Genomic DNA, 21,106 nt, shown 5'->3' with positions numbered 1-21,106 from the left:
GATTTTAGTATATCAGGAACGGGTGTTCGAGTCAAGATTCCAAGCGAAAAAAGTGTTCGTGTTCGAGAAAAATTTACAAGGGCACGGGCTTGGGACTGGAATTTTAGAGAATAGTTATACCGAAAGTTGGATTATCCCGAAACCTTATTTTTCAGCCTGTTTCCATGCTGATTTCGTTCAAAAAATTCGGGATAACTTTTCCTCCCTTTTGAGCTGGTTTCAATACTTTTTCATCAGAAGCTTCCCAACATTCGGGATAATCTTATAGCTTCCCATACATCCATCCTTGATAATAGTTTACAGCAGGAAGTTTACCTGACTATATCAAGGAGGCTGTGCTTATGAAAACACAAAAGCAAACCATTAACGAGATGATCGCCCAGATAATTGCTGAGGCAAGAAAGCTGGGCTACAGCGAAGCAACCATTTGGAGAAATATCACGCCCAAATTTCAGACTGTTGCCGTTTATTATGAAAAAAGAGGCGTATGTTTCTATGACCCGGCAATCACCAGGGAGCTTGTGGATCTTCAGAAAGAACGTCTGGATCGGGAAGAAATCTCCATCCACTACTACAAACGGGTAAAATCGGCGGCAAACCGCCTGGACGAGTTCTATCTGACGGGAACCTTGCATTTAAATATGCCAAAGCATGGGACAAAGTATCCGGTCTCGGAGGATAGCGAGAAGCTCATCGACCTTTTCCTGGATTATAAAGGCTATGGCCCGAATACCAGGGACGATGTGGTGTGGGTAGTCCGCAGATACCTGCATTACTTTGAATCTTTAGGGTATGCTTCCCTGGAATGGGTGACGGTAGAACAGGTCCGGGAATTTATCCTGAAAACGGCGGCGGAAGTAAAAACCTCCAGCCTGCATAACATCCTGCTCTATCTGAAACATTTCCACATATTTCTGAAAGAAAGCAGCCTCCCGGCCCCGGATTGTGTTGAGCTTTTCTCCTACCGGGTATATCGGGATATGCCAATCCAAAGCTATGTAACGGATGAGGAGCTGGACCAGATCCTACGGGTGATTGATACAGACAGCGAGATGGGAAAACGGGACCGCGCCATCATCCTCCTTGCGGCAACAACAGGCCTACGGGCCGGAGACCTGATCCGGATAAAGTTGACAGACATTGACTGGCGGAAGGGCGAAATCCGATTTACCCAGAGAAAAACAGGGCGTGTAAGCTATACCCCGCTGGTTAAGGAGGCGGGAGAAGCCTTGCAGGATTATATCCTGAATGCAAGGCCGCGCTCTGAGAGCCCGGAAGTATTTTTGCGCCTGATTGCCCCCAGGACAGGGCTGGCGGATGCGGTCAGCATTGGATGTATGTTTCAGCAATACCAAAGGAAAGCCGGGATTTACCGCCATGCCTTTGATGGGAAAGGGTTCCATGGACTCCGGCGGCGGCTGGCAAAAAAGCTTTTGGTGACGGGAACGCCGCTCACAACCATCACACAGATCCTGGGGCATGACGACCCAAAGTCTGCAAGGCAGTACCTTTCCCTGGATACCAGCAGCTTAAAAGAATGCGCCCTTGATTTTAAAGGTATCCCGCTGGAAAGGGGGTTGGAGGGATGAATGATAAGTTTGCCAGTGGATTTGCACAGGATCTGGAAAGTATGATCGCTTTGAAATGCGCCCTCGGTTATTCCGAAAACACTTACCTGGAAAAGGCCAAAAGTTTTGACCGCCGTTGCTTTGAAGTATATCTCGGCCAGCAGGAGCTTACCCAGGCCATTGTGCTGAACTGGCTGAAGCCAGAACCGGGGAAATCACCGCAGACCATCCACGGGAAGGCAGCTTTTGTCAGGGCGTTGGGGAAATATCAAAAATCCATAGGGAAAGCGGCATATATCCTCCCAGACCGGTTTACTGCCGGAGGCACTGTATTCATTCCTTATCTGTTTGGGGATGATGAGCTGGCAGCGCTGTTCCATGAAATCGACTGTTACCAGTATCCACGCGACCCATTCCGTCCGCATCTGCTCCGTACATACTTTCGGATGACTTATACCTGCGGCCTGCGGCCAAACGAAGGGAGGCATCTGAAACGGAACGAGGTTGACTTGAACAGCGGAGAAGTACGGATCATTGAAACAAAATGGCGTAAAAGCAGAACTATCGTAATGTCGGAGGACATGCTTTTTCTTGCAAGGTCTTATGCCGGCATCCGGGATGCCGCATTTCCGGGAAGCGCATATTTCTTCCCCGCGCCGGATGGCGGCCCCTATTCCGCCCAGAAGATGCAGGGGAAATTTAAGTGGTTCTTTGCTCGCACAAAACCGGGAATTCCCAAAGACCTTCTTCCTGCCGTCCGGGTATATGACCTCCGCCACCGGTTCGCAACGGCTGTCCTGAACCGCTGGCTGGATGAAAAGAAAGAACTTTCCTCACGGCTTCCTTATCTGCAGACATACATGGGCCATAAGGATTGGGAGGCAACCGCGTACTATATCCATCTGCTTCCGGAAAAACTGGTGAAATCAGCCGGGATTGACTGGGAAGCCATGAACGGCCTGATTCCGAGGGTAGAACTATGGGAAAAGTAAAAGACGAGCAGCTGTTCAGCCTGTTGAGGAATTTTCTCCTGATCTACCTGCCAAACCAGCGGCACGCCAGCAGCAATACCGTAAAAGCATACCGCACTGCGTGGAACCAGCTTTTGAAATATATAGCGGGACAGAAAAAGATTCCCATGATGTCGGTTACATTTGGGATGATCCGTTATGAAATGGTAGTGGCATACCTGGACTGGCTTTCAGAAGAAAAAGGCGTAGGCCCTGCTACCCGGAATAACAGACTGGCCGCCATACGAGCATTTATTACTTACGCTTCTGCCTGCAGGCCGGAGTATATCAGTTTGTCCAGTGAACTGGCAGCGATTAAGATTCAGAAAAAGGAGCGTTTCCGGGAGGTGGACTATATGTCCGAAGCTGCGGTCAAGGCTCTGTTTGCGGCACCTGATACTCGCACAAAAATGGGACTGCGGGATCAATTCCTGATGATCTTTCTTTATGACACAGGCGCAAGGATTCAGGAGGCCCTGGATGTGAAAATCTGTGATCTGCGGATTGACAAAACACCAACTGTGACGCTTCATGGAAAGGGCGGCAAGATCCGGGTAGTCCCCTTGATGAAGGATACGGTACAACATCTGGATAACTACATGGGTGCATTTCATAAAGGAGAAAGTGCCTTTTCAACAGAATGGCTTTTTTATGTAGAGCGAAAAGGTTCCCGCAGCGCAATGTGTGATGATACGGCAAGGCTCCGCATCCAAAAGTATGCGGAACTGGCAAGGGAAACCTGCCCCGATGTGCCGGAACGGGTTCATCCTCATCTGTGGAGGCACACCAGGGCCATGCACTTATACCAGCATGGAATGGATTTGACAATGATTTCCCAGTGGCTGGGGCACAAACAGGTTGAAACAACGTTGATCTACGCTTACGCGGATACGGAAGCCAAGCGGAAAGCGATTGAAAAAGCCATGGGGGCAGGCCTTGCCGATGCGGAATCAGTGAATTACACGGTTAGCGATGAAGATATGAAAGCAAAAATAATCCTAAAACGAAGCATAGACTCAGCAATGTATATTCTGTTTCTGCTTCTGATGGGGCAATGTGTTTTACGGGGCGTTATTCACGAATGGCTTGGTATCGCTGTCGGGATACTTTTCGTGTGCCATAATGTATTAAATTTCAAATGGTATCAAACGCTCCGAAAGGGCAAATACAATGTCATGCGAGCCATACAACTTATCATAAACATTCTTCTCCTATTAGCTATGCTCCTTTGTATGTTCGGCGGAATCCTTGCTTCGCAATACATCTTTGCCGTAGGCAGCGGAAAGATGATTGAGCTTGGCAGACACTTACACCTTGTTTCAACAGCGTGGGCGTTTGTGCTTATGAGTTTTCACCTCGGATTTCACTGGTCGATATTTTCTGCTATATCAAAGAAAATTAGGACTGACGAAAAGGTAAAGAAAGTAATACACATTATTTGCTGTGTATTCGTAGCCGTTTTGTTTGCGTATGGTGTATATCAATTTGCAGACAGACGGTTTTGGGAAGAACTGTTCCATCTGATTGACTATCAGTATCACCTACAATGAAAATATGCTTTGCTGATTATTTTTTCTGCTGTCCCTGCGGAGCGTGGTTCTGCGGATTTCCTGCGGGCTGACCGCCTTTATTCTTCAATACAATGTCGTCTGCCTTGATGTAAGCACGGCGTTTTCGTCCTTAATCATCTGCCAGCCTTTGAGCTGATACTTTGTGCCGATTTCCAATCCATCAAGGGTAACGGTATCAATGATTGTCACGTCTTTTCCTGCTTCAATCTCTTTCTTTCCGTCCTCGCTGGTCGCTGTGGTATGGATAGAGATGATACGCTCCGTGATAAGCACCGTCTGTCCCTCGTCGTCAATGTCCTTGTGTTCCGCCACCTTGACAGGCTCGTCCTCATTGGAAAGGTCGTAAAGTTCCTCAAAGGTTACAAGGTTCTGACCACCTAAATCAGACGCATTGAATGTATAGGAAATTTCCACTTTCATTTCTTCATCATCGGCGGTAAAGGTATAGCTGTTCTCTACACGCTGTCCGTCGATAAGAAGCTCGGCGTTTTCCTCTTTCAACATCTGCCAGCCTTTTAACTGATATTTTGTGCCTTTTTCCAGCCCGTCAAGTGTAACCGTATCAATGATTGTTACCTCTTTGCCAGCCACGATAGACTTCTCGCCGTCTTTGCCTGTGGCTGTGGTATGGATAAAGATTTCTTTCTCGTATTCATCAGTAAGTGTCCCTAAGTCAACGGTCACGTTGTTTCTGGACACCACGATTTCAAACGGCGGGATAAGCTCAAAGCCTTTGTTGCCCTCACAGCGTAATTCCTCAATGATATAGGTATCGTAAATCAAAGCACCCTTGCTGTCGTCTGGCTCGCTCGTTCCAAACCAGATACCGTCCTCGCTGGTCTTTCCTGCATTGGTGTTGTTCTTATGGGAAGCCCAGTCAGAAGAAGTGGAGAACTGCCCGTTATCATCTGTCACGATAATGTGGCTCTCACCTGTGGTCTTGCTTGTGATCCTAAACGGAACTCCCGCAAGACGCTGGTGTGTGCCAGCTCCAATCTTGACACCCTCTAGGTCGCCACGCTTCACTTGATTGTAGATTGATGTGTCTGTCCCTGTAAGGTCAACGATTTTTCCGTCCTCTGTGATTTCAAATTCAATCGGTTCTGCACCGTCCGTCAAATAGCCCTCTGGTGCTTTGCTTTCCTCGATACGGTATTTTCCATAGTGCCGTCGCTGTCCTTTTCAGCGATTGTCTTTGTTACCCATGTCTTTGTAGGCTCACTAGGGAGATTATCAGCGGTATAGTGTCCCGCATAAAATTTCCATGTGAACTCTGCACCCTCTAAAGAAGCGTCGCCCTGTAGAGCGTCTTTCTGTGTTTCCATGTCAATCTTGAATAATTCAATCAATGTGTCTGTAACCTTTGGTGTGTCTGATACATTGAGTGTTGCTGTTTTGCCAGCTTCCACATTTAAGGAATAGACTGTGCTGTCCACCTTATAGCCAGCAGGAGCGGAAAGCTCTTTGATGTAGACTGTGCCAGCCTTTACTTCCACGGTATCAGTATTTCCGCTGTTATCAGTCGTAAGGGTGGCAAGCTGTTTCGTACAGTCCTTATCAGAATAGACACCATAAGTCGCACCAGCGATAGAGTAAAGTCCGTTTCCGTCGGTAATGCTGGCATTACTGGAAGTCTTTTTCAATGTGGCATTTCCAACGGCAAGTTTCGCCCAGAACTGTCCAATGTCCTGCCCCTCGCCAGAGGAGTAGATGTAACCGCCACATTCATAGCGTCCCTTATTCTCGTTGGCAAAGGCTTTCGCCCCAGCGTAAACCTCGTCCTGTACGGCTTTTGAGATTTCATCATAGGAAGCTCTGACGTTATCGCATTGCCAGCCCAGATGAACACTCAATCTCTGCCATACGACGCACTGTTCAAGAAGATAGACCTGTTTATAATTCAGCTCGCTGTGGCTCTGTGCGTACTGCTTGACGTATTCCAGAGAGAGGGCAACGTCGGAATCTGGTCAGCACTCATGCGTGTGCTTGCGTCGGCTCTGGTCTTGTAGCCGTTCTTGAAGTTGGTGTTGATGTCCACGCAGTAGGCAGTTTCGCCCTCAACTTTCATAATTCCCTCATTAAAGGTCGAACCGATAGAACCGTCATTCATAACCTTTTCGATATATCCTGCTCGTTCTGCACTTTCTGTCCAGTATTGCGTTTCAGAAGCGTGGACTGCCGTTGTCGGCAAAGCGGTAACGATAGTCGCAAAGGCAAGGAAGCCTGTGGCTAATCGCTTCAATATCTTTTTCATAGCTTTTAAAATTCTCCTTTCGTTTGGATATAGAAAAAGCCGTCCATTTCTGAACGGCTGGAAATAGAAAAGGAACGTCAATATCGGCGTTCCATAATCTACTTGCGATATTCAATTTTTAGTTTATCAATACTGATGTGCTGTACCATATCTTTGCAAATCTGGGATTTCTAACGTATCAAGGCTCATTCAATGGTAGTAAAATCGTAGTAATTTGAAGTATTTAAACCCTTGAAAATGCTGATAGATACAGTGTTTTAGCGGACAATCAGATTTTTAGTTGGTTTTTATATTAAAAAATTTTTTGCCGCTCATAATCGGTTCCTTTCGTTTCGTTCAGGTTGACAGGCCGGAACGAAACGGGGCGGAGAGCGGCAGCCCGCACCCATGCGCAGGTGGTCAAAGGGACGGGCTTTGTGAGATGTGAGCCGTAGTATATAAAAAGCGAGCCATAACTCACTTCCATGAGCATGGCTCGCTGCTGCGTTATTGGAATATTTTTCGTAGTGGCATGGGCGTCCGCCGCATAAGCGGTAAACCCCGCCTTATTTTGACCTCCTTTGTGTTGGCGCTCTCATCCATATCTCCCTTTACTACGAAACATGAGTTATAACTCACTCTGCATGAGTTTTATGGTTATTTATATGAGCGGAAGTACACCCTACAATAATGTAGAGGTGGTGTGTAGTGAACAATCCGCTGGATCTATTTGCATGGAAGGTGCGGTCAGAACGGAAGCGGCAGCATCTGACGCAAAAACAGTTAGCTGAACGCCTCGGTATGACCCCCCGCACGATCATAGATTTGGAGACCTGCCAAAGTAATCCGAAATTTGAAACGGTGGTCCTTGTCGCCAAAGAATTGAATATCAGCGTGGACGCCGCCATCTTCCCGGAAATGGTAAATCAGACAGTCTCGAAAACAGTCGTGGACTTCTTTGCCGGGAAAAGCGAAGCAGAGATTGAAAAGTTTATCGCACTCTGCAAACAGGCGGAAGCCTTCCAAAAAGACGAGTAACGCGGTCGGGTTCGATGTGCCCGGCCGCGTTACTGTTTCACCCGTTTGCTATGCGGGCAGTTTATTCTTCTTTTGTTTTATAAGCATTTTTCAGACGCTCGAAGGACTCCTGGCTGATAACATGCTCCATCCGGCAGGCATCCCTTTCCGCTGTTTCCGGGTCTACGCCGGCTTCAATCAGTCGGTCAGTAAAGAAGCGGTGCTTTTCGTAGATCCGCTCCGCCACTTCCTGGCCCACATCGGTCAGATGCAGGAAATAGTCGCTGTCCATTGTCAGGAACCCCCCGTCCCGCAGGGTCGCCACCGCATGGCACACGCTGGGCTTTGTGACCTCCAGGTGCCGGGCAACATCCACGGAGCGCACCATGCCCATCTTTTTATGAAGAACAAGTATGGCCTCCAGATAGTCCTCCCCGGACGCATGAAGTTTCATCAGTACCTCCTTTTATGAATTAAACGCTTAACTTCCAATTTGCAGAAGCTGTCTGCAAATCGACCAGCCTACGATAGAGGCCATTTTCTTTCATAAGTTCTTCGTGAGTTCCGTTTTCGGCTACAATACCATCTGACAATACAACGATACTATCGGCAGCCTCCACCGTCCTCATTCTATGAGCGATAATAAGAACCGTCTTGCCTTTTACCAGCCTGGATATTGCATTTTGAATTTCTGTTTCATTGTCTACGTCAAGAGAGGCAGTAGCTTCATCCAAAAGAATAACAGGAGCGTCTTTCAAAAGAGCGCGTGCGATAGAAAGTCGCTGGCATTCACCGCCTGATAACGTAGAACCGTTTTCTCCAATCACTGTCTGATAGCCGTCCGGCAATTTTGAAATAAATTCATCACACTGCGCTGCTTTAGCTGCGGCAATCACTTCCTCGTCCGTTGCGTCCTTTTTACCGACACGAATATTTTCCATGATGGTGTTATTAAACAGCACAACATCTTGAAAAACGATAGAGAAGTTTTTCATCAACATGGTTGAATTTAGCGGAGCAATATCGGTTCCGCCCAACAGTATTCTTCCTCCGTCCAGAGGATAAAATTTGGCTGCCAGTTTTGCGACTGTACTTTTGCCGCCGCCGGACGGGCCAACCAATGCTGTGACCTGTCCCTGCTTTGCAGTAAACGAAACATCCCTCAGTACCGGTTTGCCCTTTTCGTAAGAAAACTGGACATGATCGAATGTAATATCGTACCCGTTTGTATGGATATTCTTCTCGCCGGTTTCTTCCGGGTATTCTTCTATTTCTTTCAAGCGGTTTACCTGAAGCTGCACAGAAAACAGCTCTGCCATATTTGACATCGCCCCGGAAAGCGGATCGTACAGGCGGGAGGCAGCAATCAAAAACAGAATATAGGTAAACAGAGAGGTATCTCCACTTACCACAAGACTATTACCTACTACAATCACCGTTGCCAAACCGAGCCGTAAAAACATCTGGCCGGTTGTCAGCAGACTTGCCGTTGTCATTTCGGATGAAATCTGTGCTTTTTCCGCGGCATCCATCTTTGCGTCTAATTTGCGAAGATAATCTTCTTCCTGATTGCAAGCCTTTATATCCTGTACGGTTTCCAAACATTCCTGAATGCCTTCTGCAAGCTCCAGTCTTGCGTTCATGTGCTTTTTGCCGAGTTTTTCCTGCCATTTCCGTGACAGAATAACGATTGCAAATGAAATCGGGGCTACCCAGAGAAGAGCCAGGCCCATTTGCCAGTTGAAAATCAGCAGACCGATACAAACAATCCCCGTAGAGATAACTGCTCCAAAGAATTGCGGAACCGTATGGGAAAATGCGTGCTCAAAGTTTGCACAGTCTCCCATAATAGTGCTTGTCAGGTCAGCAAGATCACGCTGGTGGAAGAAGGTCAGCGGAAGGGTGCGCAATTTTTCCGCAAGACCGATACGCCTCCTTGCACTTTCGTCATACGTTCCGAGATATGCTGCGGTGTACTGGCAATAATGAAAAATAAAAACAACAGCTAAAATCACAATTCCAATCACAGTGTAAACGGCGGCACTGATCTCTGGTGCACTCGCTCCCAAAACAGGCGCAAGAAGCTGATTGAGGACGATAGCCAGAAGAATAACAGGAAACATAAGGCTGATATTGGCCAGCACCGAATAAACGATCCCTTTTATCAGGTCTTTTGCACCCTGATCGCTTAACGCATACTTCTTTTTTAACGCCTTAATCATGCTGCTCATCCTCCTTTCCGACCTTCCAGGTAATCGAGGTTTGGTAATCCTTCCACATAGAAGAATAAATACCATTTAAGGCTACCAATTCTTCATGCGTACCTCTTTCTGCAATCTGCCCCTCCTTGAACACCAGGATAAGGTCTGCGTCTTGTATCGTAGAGAGCCGGTGGGCAATCATCAGAACCGTTTTGTTTTGGGTCAGCCGCTCAAAAGCGAGCTGTATCTGATGTTCATTTTCGGCATCTGCAAATGCTGTGGCTTCATCCAGTACAATAATAGGGGCGTCTTTTAAGATTGCCCTTGCAAGAGCAATCCTTTGATTTTCACCTCCTGAGAGATATGTGCCTCCTGTTCCAACGAGCGTATCAAGCCCATCCGGGAGGCGGTCAATAATATCTTTGCATTGTGCTTCATCAGCCGCTTTCAGGACTTCTTCCCTGGTAGCGTCCGGGCGGGCCGCCTTAATATTATTCAGCAAGGTGTCCTTGAACAGACGGGTATGCTCCCGTTTTCCATATAAAGAAAACGGTCTGCAAGGTCAGTAAGATAATAAAGCCGGTGTTCAGCAACAATGATTGTGTGGCCTTCCGCTTTTAGTCCACCCATCAAATTTTTAAGCGCCTCAACGGAATACATATCCAAATTGGCCGAAGGTTCATCAAACACATAAATTTCCGGGTCAACAGCATTGACGGAGGCCACCGCTATTTTCTGTTTTTCTCCGCTGGACATCGGATAAATTTCTTTCCCGCGCAGCATATCTCCGTTAATACGTTTGATCGCACTTGAAACCCGTCCATCCAGTTCTTCATACGGAACGCCATAGTTTTCACACCCGAACGCAATTTCATCCTCTGTAATACTGGCAAAAAACTGGCTCTTTGGATCTTGAAAGATTGAACCTACTTTTTTCCCGATTTCATACAGAGGATATTCCGATATGCTGCGTCCCAGCAGTGTGACTCGCCCTTTCAGCGTCCCTTCGTAAAATTGTTCAGCTAACCCGTTTATCAATCGTGTTAAAGTTGTCTTTCCGCAGCCGCTCCCTCCAGTCAGAACAAGGAACTCGCCCTTTTTTATATCGAGGCTGATATGATGGATACTTTCTGTTTCGGCTCCCGGATATTCAAAAGATACATCTTCAAACTGGATAACGGATCGCCTTGCTTTATCATTTACCATTATGCTACCGTCCTTTCCAGCACAAAATAGAGTGCGGTTACGCAAACAGCAACCACGCACATAATCCAATCTCTTTTTTGAAATTCTATCTTCCTGCGGCAGGTATGTTTTCCCGGATTGGAAATCCCCCTGCTTTCAGCAGAAGCTGCGAGTTCTTCAGCTATTCTGGATGAACGGAAAATAACAGGCGTAACAATATACTCCATTGCGTCCAGAGGATGTTTCCATGACAACAGCTTTCGCAGCCGAAGTGAGGCAAACACATCGGAAAATTCACTGCGCACAGTAGGGAAGAAACGCAGCATGAAGGTTACGGGCAGGGCAATTCCATCAGGAGCGTGGATTTTCTTAAAAACTGCTACAACTTCTCCCGGCGGCATACCAATCACGGGCTGCGCAGCCATAACCATCATCAAAATACGCAGCACCATGAACAGGAACATTTCCGGCATAAGAATGGTAATGCCCTGTCCTCCTGAAAGCAGCCTCAACACGATAAAAACACCGCAGACGATTAGATATTTTATTGTCTGCCTGCCAAAGCCCTGAATAATCAAATACACGCTCAAAACGCCCAAAAGTGTGTATATCAAAATGTCGCTTGTGAGCACCGCCACAAGCGACATAGTGAGAACTATGACAAGCAATTTGGTCCGAAAATCAAATTTCATGCTCATAGTTTATTTAATCGCGCCACTCTTTCTGAAGTGCTTCACAATCAGTTTGTTGCTAATCATGCAGCCAAGGACGGCCAGGATAGCGGTGACAGCCAGGCTCAAAAGGACGTACTTCGGATCGGTGTAATACTGGGTCTGAACCTGAACCTGCTGCTCACTGACACCGGTGGCAAGAAATGCGTCTTTGAAAAACCAAATTTCTGACATACCATGTGCAGCGCGAACCAATGCCGTGATTACCCACGAAATGGACACACGCTTAATGTCATGGTAGGCATCCTTTCCGCACATGGAAAGCTCTGCGATGATACCGCCGCCCAAAAACCACGGAATCATAAATGGCCCCATCATCAATCCGGCGATAATTGCCCACATGATATTGTAGACAAGAGCGGGGCCATGCTTGCCGACTTTCATGCACATATAAACATAGAACGGTGCGAGGATAAGTGCCGCACCTGCGGCGTTAAAAATCATGGAATAGAACAGTGAAGCGCCGGTCAGGGTCGAATAGACCATAAATACAACGAACATGACCGCACAGAAGATACCGATGATTGCCGCGTCTTTGACAGTGTACTTGTTACCTGTCGATTTTTCATTTTCCATTTGGAAATCCTCCTTTGTCTTGCAGAAAGTTAGCAGTACCTAACCCACCATTCAAAAAATAGGCCAGCTTCAAGCGGTCTTTCTGCTTTTATCTGACAAAGGATATTCTAATACAGCTCAGATTTCTTCGCCACTCCATACGGACCCGCTTCTATCCAAACGGACACTCTTTCTGAATTCCGTCGGAGAGCTGCCATACGTTTCTTTGAAGGCAGAAGTGAATTTATTCGGATTTTCATATCCGATTTTACTTGCAATCTCCGTTACTGACAACTCGGTTTCCAGCAACAATTTTTTGGCGACTTGAAGCCGATAGGTACGAAGATAAGAATAGACAGAGGTTCCATAGACGCCTCGAAAGCACTTTTTCAATGCTGTTGTAGAAATCTCGAATTTCTGGGAAAGCTGTTCAATCGTATGATGTGCTGTCAAGTCCTCCGTAATATAGGACGCTACTGCTTTAATCAATGCGACCTGATTTTGATTGAAATAATCCGTCTGTAAAACTTCTTCTGCCGTATTGAGATCACTTAAGAACAGAAGCAGTTCCAGCATTTTGACTTTCATGTATCCTGGTTTTCTTTTTTCCCGGACATGATAGAGTTCCGAAAAAATATGTTCAATAGACGGATTGGCCCGCATGATGCAGCAACGGTTTCCTTCGCAAATATATTTTTGTATGTAGTGCAAATCAATATTCAATAGCTCCATGATTTGCCGTACTTCCGGCAGCAATTCATCCAGATTGATGATGATAGAAATACCGTGATAGTGGTTCAGCGGAAAACACGAATTTGACTTTTTCTTCATCATGGAGCTGATCGACAAATCGCCTTCCGCCATATAGCAGCAACTATTTTCACCAAAGCTACACTCAAAACGTCCTATCAGACAATGGTTAATCTCTATCATGTTTTTAGCTGTGGCTTGATTTTGATTGCAATATCCCATGTGCATATCGTTATAGTAAAGCTCAATACCAGAAAAAACCTGATAGACTGTAATGCGTCCATGCCCTGTTTCATTTGACAGCCGAAATATTTTACAGTCCTGCCGTAGTTCATCTTCTTCGGGAGAGCCGTATAACTTTGTCCCTTCAAATTCGTCTGGCAATTCAGACCGCAATAATACTTCAATCGCACCAGAGAGTGCTTGTTTTTCATAGGTCAGCACCACCCATTCCTCCCTTCAGTTCGCCATAACTAACTGCTATTAAGTATATGTGATAATTTCTTCTGTGTCAAATTTTGATAAAGGCCCATGACGTTAAAGATTTTTAGATGGAAATAGCCAAAATCTCTGTTTCAAATTGTAGTATTAGTAGAGGGAGAATACGAGGGTAGGGTTACGATAGCAAGCACAGCCAGTGAGTACCCACTGGCGGATTTTTGATTTAGGGGGGACCCCTGCCCCTAAATCAAAAATTGCTTGCTGGGATAGTCCCAGACCCTTATAGAAACGGAGGCGGCGCAGCATGGCAAACCGAAAGCGGAATATCCAGATGAAGTTTTGGGTGACAGAGGAGGAAAAGCGGCTCATTGAGGAGAAAATGGCCCAGCTCCACACAAAGCGGAGCGGCGCCTATCTCCGCAAAATGGCGATTGATGGGTACATCATCCAGGTGGACACCACCGACATCAAGGAGATGACCCGCGCCCTCTCCGCCATCGGCCGGAACATCAACCAGATCGCCAAGCGGTTGAACGTCGGCGGTCCGGCCTACCAGGCCGACATGGAGGAGATCCGGGAGAGGATGGAGCAGATATGGCAGTTACAAAGACGCATCCTATTAAGTCAACGCTGAAAGCGGCCATTGACTATATCTGCAATCCCGATAAGACAGATGGGAAACTGCTGGTGTCCTCCTTCGGCTGCTCCGCCGAGACCGCCGACATCGAATTTGCCTGGACCCGCCGCCATGCCATCGACAAGGGCACGAACCTGGGCCGACATCTCATCCAGGCGTTTGAACCTGGGGAGGTCACGCCGGAGGAGGCCCACCGGATCGGCATGGAGCTGGCGCGGGAGGTCCTGGGCGGCAAATATGAATTTGTCCTTACCACCCACATAGACAGGGATCACGTCCATAACCACCTGATTTTCAATGCGGTCAGCTTTCAGGACCACAAGCACTATCACTCCAATAAGCGGAGCTATCACTTCATCCGCCGCACCAGTGACCGGATCTGCAAAGAACATGGCCTGTCCGTCATCGTCCCAGGCCGGGACAAGGGCAAGAGCTACATCGAACACCAGGCGGAACAGAACGGCACCAGCTACAAGGCGAAGCTGCGCTCCGCCATCGACCGGCTCCTGCCCGGCTGCGCCGGCCTGGAGGACTTGCTCCGCCGCCTTCAGCGGGAAGGGTACGAACTGAAACGGGGCAAGTACATCTCCGCCAGGGCACCGGGCCAGGAGCGGTTCACCCGATTGAAGGCCCTGGGCGCCGACTACGCCGAGGAGGCCCTGACCGCCCGGATCGCCGGCAGGCCCAGCCCCTCCCGCCAGCCGAAGCAGCGCACCGGGAAGCCCAGCCTGCTCATCGACATCCAGAACAATATCAAGGCCCAACAGAGCGCCGGTTACAAGCATTGGGCAACCATCGAGAACTTGAAGCGGGCGGCGGAAACACTGAACTTCCTGACGGAGCATGGCATCGGAAGTTTGGAGGACCTGTCCGAGCGGTGCGACGGGGCGGCGGCCGCCACCGCCAGGGTGAAGGCGGACCTCCGGGCAACGAAGAAAGAAATGGAGCGGCTGACCCTCACTATGAAGCACGCCGCCACCTATCGCCAGCTCCGTCCCCTGTATGAGGAATACCGCCAGTCCAGGGACAAGGAGAAGTTCCTCCGGGGGCATGAGGGCGAAATCATCCTGTTTGAGGCGGCGGCAAGAGAGCTGAAACGCCTGGACGCTGTACCCCTGCCCGCCACCAAACGGCTCCGGGCCGAGATGGACGAGCTCACCGCCAGGCGGACCGCCCTGCAATCGGAATATCGGAAGGCCCAGCGGGAGGAGCGGGAGTACGATACCCTCCGCCAGAATGTGGAGGCCCTGCTGGAAAAACCGAGGGAGGCCGAACCGCAGAGACAGCGGAGCAACGAACTGGAATAGAGGCGGTTGTGCGCTTTGCCGGACTTTTCAAAAGCCCCTGGGCGCGGTCTGATTTTATCTGTATAATGGAGGCAGGAATGGAGGTGCTGCCAATGACGAGAACAGAGGCCGTTAAGGAATTTTTCAAGAAGGCAGTTTTGCCCGTCGCCATCGCCGGGCTGCTGTACTGCATTTTCAAATCCGCCTGCATCAGGAATGGAGAGCTGGATCTTCTCTGGCTCTGGATACTCTGCGGCCTGCCCTTCGGCATCCATCGGATGTGCGTGTGGATCGTGCCGGGCGGCGGCTCCCTGGGCGGCGGCGCCGCCCTGTTTGTTCTGAACTTCGTGATCGGCGGCATCATCGGCGGCTTCGTCCTGGTGTGGCGCCTGCTGGTGGCGGCATGGTATGTGCCCCTCACCATCTACCGCCTGATCGTAGGATATTGAGATGGACAAATGATAGAGAGCCGGCTGGCATTGACCAGCCGGCTCTCCTCATGGTGTCCGCTCCAGAATAAATTTTGTTACCAGATCCGCATACTGTTCCAGCCGCACCATCAGCGCCAGGTGGCCGCCGGTCAGGTCGGTGACCACCGTGGGACTTGGCATCAGGGCGATCAGGTCCTCCCGGCAGGCCGGGGTGAAGGTGGTGTCGTCCTCGGACAAAATCAGCAGCACCCGCCCCTCCCACGGGGCAAAATCATTGCGGGTCATGCCAAAGTAGTGTTCTGCGTCACAGAGAAAGTCAATCATGTGCTGTTCATAGGGCTTGGTGAGCAGTTCCATCATAGCGCCGCACAGTTCCTCCATAGCGGCCTTTTCCTGGGCTGTAAAGCCATCGGTTTTCTTTTTCATCACCGCCCATCTCATCATCCGCTTGATGAGCGGAAACGGCAGGAAGGCAAGCCATTTTTTGAACTTCCGCTGGCTTTCGATTATCTTCATCAGATCCTGATACCCGGCCTTGCTCATGTTGCCGGACAGCGAGCAGGTGTTGGAGAGGACCAGCCCCTCCACCACTTCCGGGTGGCGGGAGGCGATGACCTGGGCCACTACGCCGCCCAGGGACTGTCCCACCAGCCAGACCTTTTCCTTCAGGTGGCGGAGTAGTTCAGCCACGGCATCGGCAAACTCGCCGTTGTCCCCGAACTGGAGCTGATAGTCAAAGGTCAGCACCGAAAAATCCCTGGCGAACCGGGCAAAGTGCTTATAAAACAGGTCGGACAGCCCAATGCCGCCCGTGAGCAGGACCAGCGTGGCTTTGGCCTGGGGATTTTGATAGTAGCGATAGGTAAAGAGTTTCCCGCTGCTGACCGTGAAGGTGGCGGCGGGATAAGTCCGGCGAAATTCTGCAAGCGTCATCAAATCTCCCTTTTTCTATTTTCCCTGCCGTTCTTTGTCCCAACGGGAACCCTTTTTGCAGATATAAAAGTCACAGCAGTCACCGCCGGCAGCCAGCGTTTTGGTACGGTAGAGCCGCCCACCCATCCAGTCGACGGACATCGTGTCCAGAGCGCATAGATAGGGAACCAGATGAGGAAGGCCCTCCTGTCGGCCCAGGGCACACAGACCGCACTGGTGGTAAAGGATCGTATATTCCTCTGCATCCCGGCCGAAGATGACCTCGGCATTCCACTGAAAGGGGTTCCTATCTGCATCCGCCAAAGATGCAGTCGCTGCTCGCTTATATTGAGCCTTCAATGTAAATGCAGTCTTGGCTTTGCCCCGGAAGGCGGTCACAACCAGAGGAGAACGCATACTGGCACTTACCATGCCCTCAAAGCACTTTTCACTCATTTTTTCTTCTGCCGCCTTATAGATAGACAGCCATAGAATTCCACCAGTCAGGCAGACCCGCAACGGGTTTTCCATCATGGAGCCAATATCCGGGGTACGGGATACCATTTGCCGGTAAATCTGCTTAGAGAGCTGCTTCAACGCAGAAATATCCCATCCCAACTCCTGCCTTGCCAGATACCGAAATGCGGCAGGAGCGATGGCAACCCACATCAGCCTTTCACAATATGTATAGTTCATGACAAACCTCCGTCTTACTTCCGCCCCGCCAGCATCCGGGAGTCGCCCAGCATCATCATGGCCGCCCGCCGGCGGGAACCGAAAGCCTCCTGGGCGGTGTCGATGAGGCGCACGTCCTCATAGCCCATGTCCCGCAGCTTTTGGACAAAGGCATCCATGTCCCCGTACTTTTTTGGCTTCATGTCATCGTTGAGCGCAAAGACGCCGCCCTTTTTCAGCACCCGCAGGGTCTCCAACAGCAGAGCCTGCTTGTCCGCACCCATTACATTGTGGTAGACATAGTTGCTCACCACGGCGTCGAAACTCTCATCAGGGAAATCCAGCTTGTTGGCATCCCCGTGCCGGAACGCACACCTGAAGCCGACGCCCTCGCTCTCGGCATTTTTCTCGCACATGGCCTGACCATAGCCGTAGGCCACACCCCAATAGTCCATGCCGGTGATTTGGGCGTCCGGCCAGGTGAGAGCCGCCCGTATGCTCAGTGCGCCGGAGCCGCATCCAACCTCCAGAAGTTGTCCCTGCCCGTCAAAATCCAGATGGGAGAGGACGACCTGATGGACCCGCTCCATCATTCCTCCGCCGCCGAAAGCGTACTGTTTCCGTATCCATGCACACCAGATCAGCAGGGCAAGCAGCGCCGCTGCGGCAACAGAGAACAGGATGCCGAGCGCGGCAATATGAAACATGGAAAAGGATATCGCTGCCAGCACCGCCGACAGGGTCAACAGCCCACCGATCATGTAAAAAACCGGGTTAGACATCCAGCTTCCGTAGTCCTCGCCGTGGGTGCCGAGTCGGATTATTTTTTGTTGCTTTTGATGTTGTTTCATTTGAACCATCTCCTATCCTATCTTTTGCAATAACAGCCCCAATCCCGCCTGAGCCGCCGCCATGAGCGGGCACAGCAGCAGCGGCCATTGGAGCAGGTGCTCTGGCAGCGCATAGCCCTTCATCCAGTCTGTGAACTCATAGCCGGGATGTCCCTCTGTACCAGGGATCACAAAACGGTCTTTCGCTTTTTTCTGGATCAGCCACACATCCAGAAAAAGAAGATCGCCTATGTTGATCATCATCCACTGGATGTATCCCATCAGGGATAGACGCCAGAATCCGGTTGTCCCGCCCTCCACAGTGCTGACCGCACCATAGAGAAGGAGGGGCAGCCACTCCCCGAAGCAGATCCAAAGCCGGTAAAAACGGTTTTCGGCCTTTGTCGGCGGATCTTTTGCCGCCTTGATGATGGCGGGCGGATAGCAGGGAAACATCAACCGGGGCTTATACAGTGCCACCGCCGCGGCGAACAGGTTAAAATAGGCCGCCATGGCGAGCCCGTCCAGGATGGTGCGCGTCCAGTTCATATACATCCCCTTTCACTTGTAAGCAAATCAATAGGTTAGCAATAACTAACCTATATGTTCAGTATATCTTATCCCGCATGAAAAAGCAATGCACCATTGATGCCATCCTGCGATTTTGCACTATGGAAATGTGGAAAACGGCCGCTCCGCCGATGGAAAGCAGATATTCACGGCCCGATGGAAAAGCCGCCGGCTTTCCCACAGCTCCGCAAGCATGACCGTTTACGCACATTCCCACAGCGCCTACTACGGCGAATATCCTTCCTGTCCGATCCTGATGGAAAGAGAAAAAAGAGAACAAAAAAAGAAACGGGAGCGTCACCCTCGGCCCAAACCGAAGGCGGCGCTCCCGCTCTGTTATGGAAAAGCGTTCAAAACAGCCTCTTTGCACCCCTCAAATCAGAGGGAGAAGCCCGCATGGGAAATCATAAGGGCGGCTCCCGGAAAAGCTGCCACAGACGATTTTTCAGCCCATTTTCAACCCCTATCTGCACACTTTTTCGCGCGTGCGGACTGGTAATGGGGACAGGCGATGAGGACTGCCCGGAAACTCTGCTTGCAGGGATGGACACAGCCCTTGCAGATCTTGTTGTACCTGCGGCGGCCGTTCTCCCCCAGGAAGAAGGACCATTCCAGCCGCCACTTTTTGCTCCGGCTCACAGGTCATGCTCCGGGGGCTTCTTCTGCTGAACCTTGTCCGGGGGCTTGCGCTCGCCGCACTCCCGTTTGGCCTCCGCCAGCCGCTCCCGGATGGAGGGCTTTTTCTCCGGCGTGGTCCTGCGCGCCTCACCCTGGGCCTTCTCCAGTTCCTCACCCCTGCGGCCGTTGTTCAGCACCCCGTCGATCATCCCGTAGTCGTCCTCCAGGGTCATCTCGGCGGTGCGGAGCGGGTTCTCCGGCTCCGCTGGCAGGGCGATGATCTGCCCGTTCAGGCTAATGAACTGCTCCGGCTGCTTGAAGTGCTCCGTGTACTTCTGCACCTGCTCCGGGGTCAGGGAGGTGAAGCTGTCCTCACTCAGCCCCACCACCAGGAAGGTGCCGGCCATGATGTCGTAAATCTCTCCATGCTCATCCCGCAGGCCCCGGTTCAGCTCCAGGCCGATGAGCTTGCCCTCATCGTTGCAGACCAGCCCCACCGGGTCGGAGAAGGGATAGGCGGTGGCAATGTCGCCGCCCACCTCCGCCTGTAACGAATGGAGGCCGGGGGCGATCTCCTTCACATAGGGTTCCTTCATAGGCTCCACCACCAGGACGGTCATCTTCTCCGGGGTGATATGTTCCTGGGCCTCCTCGCTGCGGATAGCGAAGGAACGGGAACCGTTGCCCATGATGAGGTACTTCCCATCGTCAGACTGATGGTGGAAGCCGTACCCGGCCGCCTCCATCTGCTCCCGGCTCATATCCGTCACATAGAAGGTGCCCCTGGGAGTCCGCACCGTTTCGCCGGTCTCCCGGTCATCCGGGGAGGGCGCCGGGGTCTGTCCGGCCAGCTCCGCCTCATACTCCCGGCCCGCCTGCTCCGCAAAGGCCAGCATCTCGTCCACATGGGACTTGTCCGGGTCCTCCAATGCCGCTTTGATTACAGCCGGATCAAAGTCAAGAAATTCCTCATAGCCGGTGGCGTCTTTGAATTTCTCAATCTCCGAAGGGAGATAGTCCTCCTGGGTCTGCCCCAGGGCGGCCAGCTTCTCATCCAGGGCGGAAATGCGGCCGGCCATCAGATTTTCGTAGATCTCCTCCTTGGCCGCGTGCTCCTCCGGGTGCTCGGCGGCATACTGCGGGTCGTGCTGGCGGAAGAACTCGTCCATATCGTAGGCGATGTCCATCGCCCATTCGGATTTTTCCTCCTCGGTCAGCTCCTCCGCGTCCTGGAAGGTCATCACCCGGTATTCCTCCGGGATGCTGCCATGCTCCCCATCGTAATACTCATGGAAGCTGCTCCCGGTGTCCCGCACATACCCCAGGTCGGTGAACTCGCCGCCCTCCTCCAGGGCGACGTCCCGGCCGTAGGCCTCATAGTCGATGTAGTTCCGCAGGTGCTCCGGCACCTGCATGGCGTCCAGCTCCTCGATGTAATACCGGCCCAGGTCGTCGTGGTCGTGGATGTCGGGGTAAATGTCGTAGCAGTCTAGGTTCTCGGTCAGGTTGATGATCTCCTGCAAGCTGCCCGAATGGTCGCCGATCTCCATCGCCGCCTGGAACTGTTCGTACTCGCCCTGGCTCATCTCGTCCAGTTTGGAGGCCAGGTAGTTGAGCTCGTCCAGGTTCTCATACTCGCCCAGCTTGTCGTAGAGGCCGTCCACATAGCAGTCATAGTCAGTGATGAACCACTCCTCATAGGGCTGGCCGAAGTCATCCTTCTGCCCAATGCCGATCCGTTCAAATACCTTCTGCATCTCCTCTGGCGTGGTGGGGAACTTCACCCATTCGCCCACCAGGTCGCCCTCGTTGTACTTGCCCAGGTTGGTGATGAAGGCGGCAAAGGGATAATCCTTGTCATATTCATAATGGGGCATATACGCAC

At 50.8% G+C, this 21,106-nt stretch carries 19 protein-coding genes and 3 pseudogenes; 7 read left to right on the top strand and 15 right to left on the bottom strand.

All coding sequences use genetic code 11. The features are described from left to right. The first annotated feature begins 341 nt into the window (after window positions 1-341). The 3 genes from B5F54_RS15680 to B5F54_RS17415 are packed head-to-tail and all read left to right on the top strand — an operon-like array spanning window position 342 to window position 4,128. The gene (locus tag B5F54_RS15680) at window positions 342-1,589 is read left to right on the top strand and encodes a tyrosine-type recombinase/integrase (RefSeq protein WP_087235132.1); all 1,248 of its coding nucleotides are present in this window, start codon (window positions 342-344) and stop codon (window positions 1,587-1,589) included. Continuing rightward, a complete protein-coding gene (locus tag B5F54_RS15675; RefSeq protein WP_087235131.1) occupies window positions 1,586-2,560 on the top strand; it encodes a tyrosine-type recombinase/integrase in 975 nt (324 codons plus the stop codon). Before B5F54_RS15680 ends, B5F54_RS15675 begins: the two co-directional genes overlap by 4 nt. Next, window positions 2,548-4,128: a site-specific integrase gene (locus B5F54_RS17415; RefSeq protein ID WP_140400401.1), complete on the top strand. Its 1,581-nt coding sequence runs from the start codon at window positions 2,548-2,550 to the stop codon at window positions 4,126-4,128. Before B5F54_RS15675 ends, B5F54_RS17415 begins: the two co-directional genes overlap by 13 nt. A gap of 16 nt (window positions 4,129-4,144) precedes the next feature. On the opposite strand, the pseudogene B5F54_RS15665 reads toward B5F54_RS17415, so the two are convergent. After that, window positions 4,145-4,240 (bottom strand): annotated as a pseudogene (locus B5F54_RS15665) (YdcP family protein); the annotation flags it as partial. After that, window positions 4,240-6,403: pseudogene (locus tag B5F54_RS15660) on the bottom strand (VaFE repeat-containing surface-anchored protein); the annotation flags it as partial. The pseudogenes B5F54_RS15660 and B5F54_RS15665, both read right to left, overlap by 1 nt. Before the next feature lie 687 nt (window positions 6,404-7,090). On the opposite strand from B5F54_RS15660, the gene B5F54_RS15655 reads away from it, so the two are divergent. After that, the gene (locus tag B5F54_RS15655; RefSeq protein ID WP_071430303.1) at window positions 7,091-7,420 is read left to right on the top strand and encodes a helix-turn-helix domain-containing protein; all 330 of its coding nucleotides are present in this window, start codon (window positions 7,091-7,093) and stop codon (window positions 7,418-7,420) included. A 61-nt stretch (window positions 7,421-7,481) separates the two neighbouring features. Here the strand turns inward: B5F54_RS15655 and B5F54_RS15650 are convergent, their stop codons facing one another. The 7 genes and pseudogenes from B5F54_RS15650 to B5F54_RS15620 all read right to left on the bottom strand — a co-directional run bounded on the left by B5F54_RS15650 (window position 7,482) and on the right by B5F54_RS15620 (window position 13,265). Beyond that, on the bottom strand, window positions 7,482-7,853 hold the full coding sequence (locus B5F54_RS15650) for a metal-dependent transcriptional regulator (protein WP_071430305.1): 372 nt from the start codon (window positions 7,851-7,853) through the stop codon (window positions 7,482-7,484). A 19-nt stretch (window positions 7,854-7,872) separates the two neighbouring features. Next, window positions 7,873-9,621: an ABC transporter ATP-binding protein gene (locus B5F54_RS15645; RefSeq protein WP_087235130.1), complete on the bottom strand. Its 1,749-nt coding sequence runs from the start codon at window positions 9,619-9,621 to the stop codon at window positions 7,873-7,875. Continuing rightward, window positions 9,614-10,120: pseudogene (locus B5F54_RS15640) on the bottom strand (ATP-binding cassette domain-containing protein); the annotation flags it as partial. The gene B5F54_RS15645 and the pseudogene B5F54_RS15640, both read right to left, overlap by 8 nt. Next, on the bottom strand, window positions 10,096-10,806 hold the full coding sequence (locus tag B5F54_RS15635) for an ABC transporter ATP-binding protein (protein WP_242969725.1): 711 nt from the start codon (window positions 10,804-10,806) through the stop codon (window positions 10,096-10,098). The pseudogene B5F54_RS15640 and the gene B5F54_RS15635, both read right to left, overlap by 25 nt. After that, complete coding sequence (locus B5F54_RS15630) at window positions 10,806-11,477, bottom strand: energy-coupling factor transporter transmembrane component T family protein (protein WP_242969724.1); 672 nt, start codon at window positions 11,475-11,477, stop codon at window positions 10,806-10,808. The genes B5F54_RS15635 and B5F54_RS15630 overlap by 1 nt, the downstream gene beginning before the upstream one ends. Before the next feature lie 9 nt (window positions 11,478-11,486). Continuing rightward, a complete protein-coding gene (locus B5F54_RS15625) occupies window positions 11,487-12,092 on the bottom strand; it encodes an MptD family putative ECF transporter S component (RefSeq protein WP_071430316.1) in 606 nt (201 codons plus the stop codon). A gap of 117 nt (window positions 12,093-12,209) precedes the next feature. Next, complete coding sequence (locus B5F54_RS15620) at window positions 12,210-13,265, bottom strand: helix-turn-helix domain-containing protein (RefSeq protein WP_235821950.1); 1,056 nt, start codon at window positions 13,263-13,265, stop codon at window positions 12,210-12,212. Window positions 13,266-13,566: 301 nt separating this feature from the next. Here B5F54_RS15620 and B5F54_RS15615 point away from each other — a divergent pair, with 301 nt between their 5' ends. The 3 genes from B5F54_RS15615 (at window position 13,567) to B5F54_RS15605 (ending at window position 15,634) form a co-directional block, all read left to right on the top strand. Continuing rightward, on the top strand, window positions 13,567-13,896 hold the full coding sequence (locus B5F54_RS15615) for a plasmid mobilization protein (protein ID WP_087235128.1): 330 nt from the start codon (window positions 13,567-13,569) through the stop codon (window positions 13,894-13,896). Continuing rightward, window positions 13,857-15,206, top strand: coding sequence for a relaxase/mobilization nuclease domain-containing protein (locus tag B5F54_RS15610; protein WP_087235127.1), 1,350 nt, complete (start codon window positions 13,857-13,859; stop codon window positions 15,204-15,206). The genes B5F54_RS15615 and B5F54_RS15610 overlap by 40 nt, the downstream gene beginning before the upstream one ends. Window positions 15,207-15,298: 92 nt before the next feature. Further along, on the top strand, window positions 15,299-15,634 hold the full coding sequence (locus B5F54_RS15605) for a DUF6050 family protein (RefSeq protein WP_071434910.1): 336 nt from the start codon (window positions 15,299-15,301) through the stop codon (window positions 15,632-15,634). 48 nt (window positions 15,635-15,682) lie between these two features. Here B5F54_RS15605 and B5F54_RS15600 read toward each other — a convergent pair whose 3' ends face one another. The 6 genes from B5F54_RS15600 to B5F54_RS15575 form a co-directional block, all read right to left on the bottom strand. Further along, on the bottom strand, window positions 15,683-16,549 hold the full coding sequence (locus tag B5F54_RS15600; protein ID WP_087235126.1) for an alpha/beta fold hydrolase: 867 nt from the start codon (window positions 16,547-16,549) through the stop codon (window positions 15,683-15,685). A gap of 15 nt (window positions 16,550-16,564) precedes the next feature. Then, window positions 16,565-17,224 (bottom strand): L-2-amino-thiazoline-4-carboxylic acid hydrolase, encoded by a 660-nt coding sequence (locus B5F54_RS15595; RefSeq protein ID WP_044993466.1) that lies wholly within the window; start codon window positions 17,222-17,224, stop codon window positions 16,565-16,567. Window positions 17,225-17,238: 14 nt separating this feature from the next. Then, on the bottom strand, window positions 17,239-18,054 hold the full coding sequence (locus tag B5F54_RS15590; RefSeq protein WP_071430324.1) for a class I SAM-dependent methyltransferase: 816 nt from the start codon (window positions 18,052-18,054) through the stop codon (window positions 17,239-17,241). A 12-nt stretch (window positions 18,055-18,066) separates the two neighbouring features. Beyond that, window positions 18,067-18,582: a hypothetical protein gene (locus B5F54_RS15585; protein WP_071430326.1), complete on the bottom strand. Its 516-nt coding sequence runs from the start codon at window positions 18,580-18,582 to the stop codon at window positions 18,067-18,069. 477 nt (window positions 18,583-19,059) lie between these two features. Then, the gene (locus B5F54_RS15580; RefSeq protein WP_087235125.1) at window positions 19,060-19,242 is read right to left on the bottom strand and encodes a hypothetical protein; all 183 of its coding nucleotides are present in this window, start codon (window positions 19,240-19,242) and stop codon (window positions 19,060-19,062) included. Beyond that, a complete protein-coding gene (locus tag B5F54_RS15575) occupies window positions 19,239-21,098 on the bottom strand; it encodes an antirestriction protein ArdA (protein WP_087235124.1) in 1,860 nt (619 codons plus the stop codon). Before B5F54_RS15575 ends, B5F54_RS15580 begins: the two co-directional genes overlap by 4 nt. Window positions 21,099-21,106 lie beyond the last annotated feature (8 nt).

It is taken from the genome of Anaeromassilibacillus sp. An250 (assembly GCF_002159845.1).
GTDB lineage: Bacteria > Bacillota > Clostridia > Oscillospirales > Acutalibacteraceae > Anaeromassilibacillus > Anaeromassilibacillus stercoravium.
Note: the sequence above shows the minus strand (reverse complement) of the source record. Positions and strands in the feature narration are given on the sequence as shown.

Excerpts from the sequence above, each read along its gene's own strand:
- B5F54_RS15605 (WP_071434910.1), top strand. The coding sequence starts at position 15,299 with ATGACGAGAACAGAGGCCGTTAAGGAATTTTTCAAGAAGGCAGTTTTG.
- B5F54_RS15680 (WP_087235132.1), top strand. The coding sequence starts at position 342 with ATGAAAACACAAAAGCAAACCATTAACGAGATGATCGCCCAGATAATT.
- B5F54_RS15600 (WP_087235126.1), bottom strand. The coding sequence starts at position 16,549 with ATGACGCTTGCAGAATTTCGCCGGACTTATCCCGCCGCCACCTTCACG.
- B5F54_RS15585 (WP_071430326.1), bottom strand. The coding sequence starts at position 18,582 with ATGAACTGGACGCGCACCATCCTGGACGGGCTCGCCATGGCGGCCTAT.
- B5F54_RS15635 (WP_242969725.1), bottom strand. The coding sequence starts at position 10,806 with ATGGTAAATGATAAAGCAAGGCGATCCGTTATCCAGTTTGAAGATGTA.
- B5F54_RS15590 (WP_071430324.1), bottom strand. The coding sequence starts at position 18,054 with ATGAAACAACATCAAAAGCAACAAAAAATAATCCGACTCGGCACCCAC.
- B5F54_RS15575 (WP_087235124.1), bottom strand. The coding sequence starts at position 21,098 with ATGCCCCATTATGAATATGACAAGGATTATCCCTTTGCCGCCTTCATC.
- B5F54_RS15615 (WP_087235128.1), top strand. The coding sequence starts at position 13,567 with ATGGCAAACCGAAAGCGGAATATCCAGATGAAGTTTTGGGTGACAGAG.
- B5F54_RS15610 (WP_087235127.1), top strand. The coding sequence starts at position 13,857 with ATGGCAGTTACAAAGACGCATCCTATTAAGTCAACGCTGAAAGCGGCC.
- B5F54_RS15675 (WP_087235131.1), top strand. The coding sequence starts at position 1,586 with ATGAATGATAAGTTTGCCAGTGGATTTGCACAGGATCTGGAAAGTATG.
- B5F54_RS15630 (WP_242969724.1), bottom strand. The coding sequence starts at position 11,477 with ATGAAATTTGATTTTCGGACCAAATTGCTTGTCATAGTTCTCACTATG.
- B5F54_RS15595 (WP_044993466.1), bottom strand. The coding sequence starts at position 17,224 with ATGAACTATACATATTGTGAAAGGCTGATGTGGGTTGCCATCGCTCCT.
- B5F54_RS15650 (WP_071430305.1), bottom strand. The coding sequence starts at position 7,853 with ATGAAACTTCATGCGTCCGGGGAGGACTATCTGGAGGCCATACTTGTT.
- B5F54_RS17415 (WP_140400401.1), top strand. The coding sequence starts at position 2,548 with ATGGGAAAAGTAAAAGACGAGCAGCTGTTCAGCCTGTTGAGGAATTTT.
- B5F54_RS15625 (WP_071430316.1), bottom strand. The coding sequence starts at position 12,092 with ATGGAAAATGAAAAATCGACAGGTAACAAGTACACTGTCAAAGACGCG.
- B5F54_RS15645 (WP_087235130.1), bottom strand. The coding sequence starts at position 9,621 with ATGATTAAGGCGTTAAAAAAGAAGTATGCGTTAAGCGATCAGGGTGCA.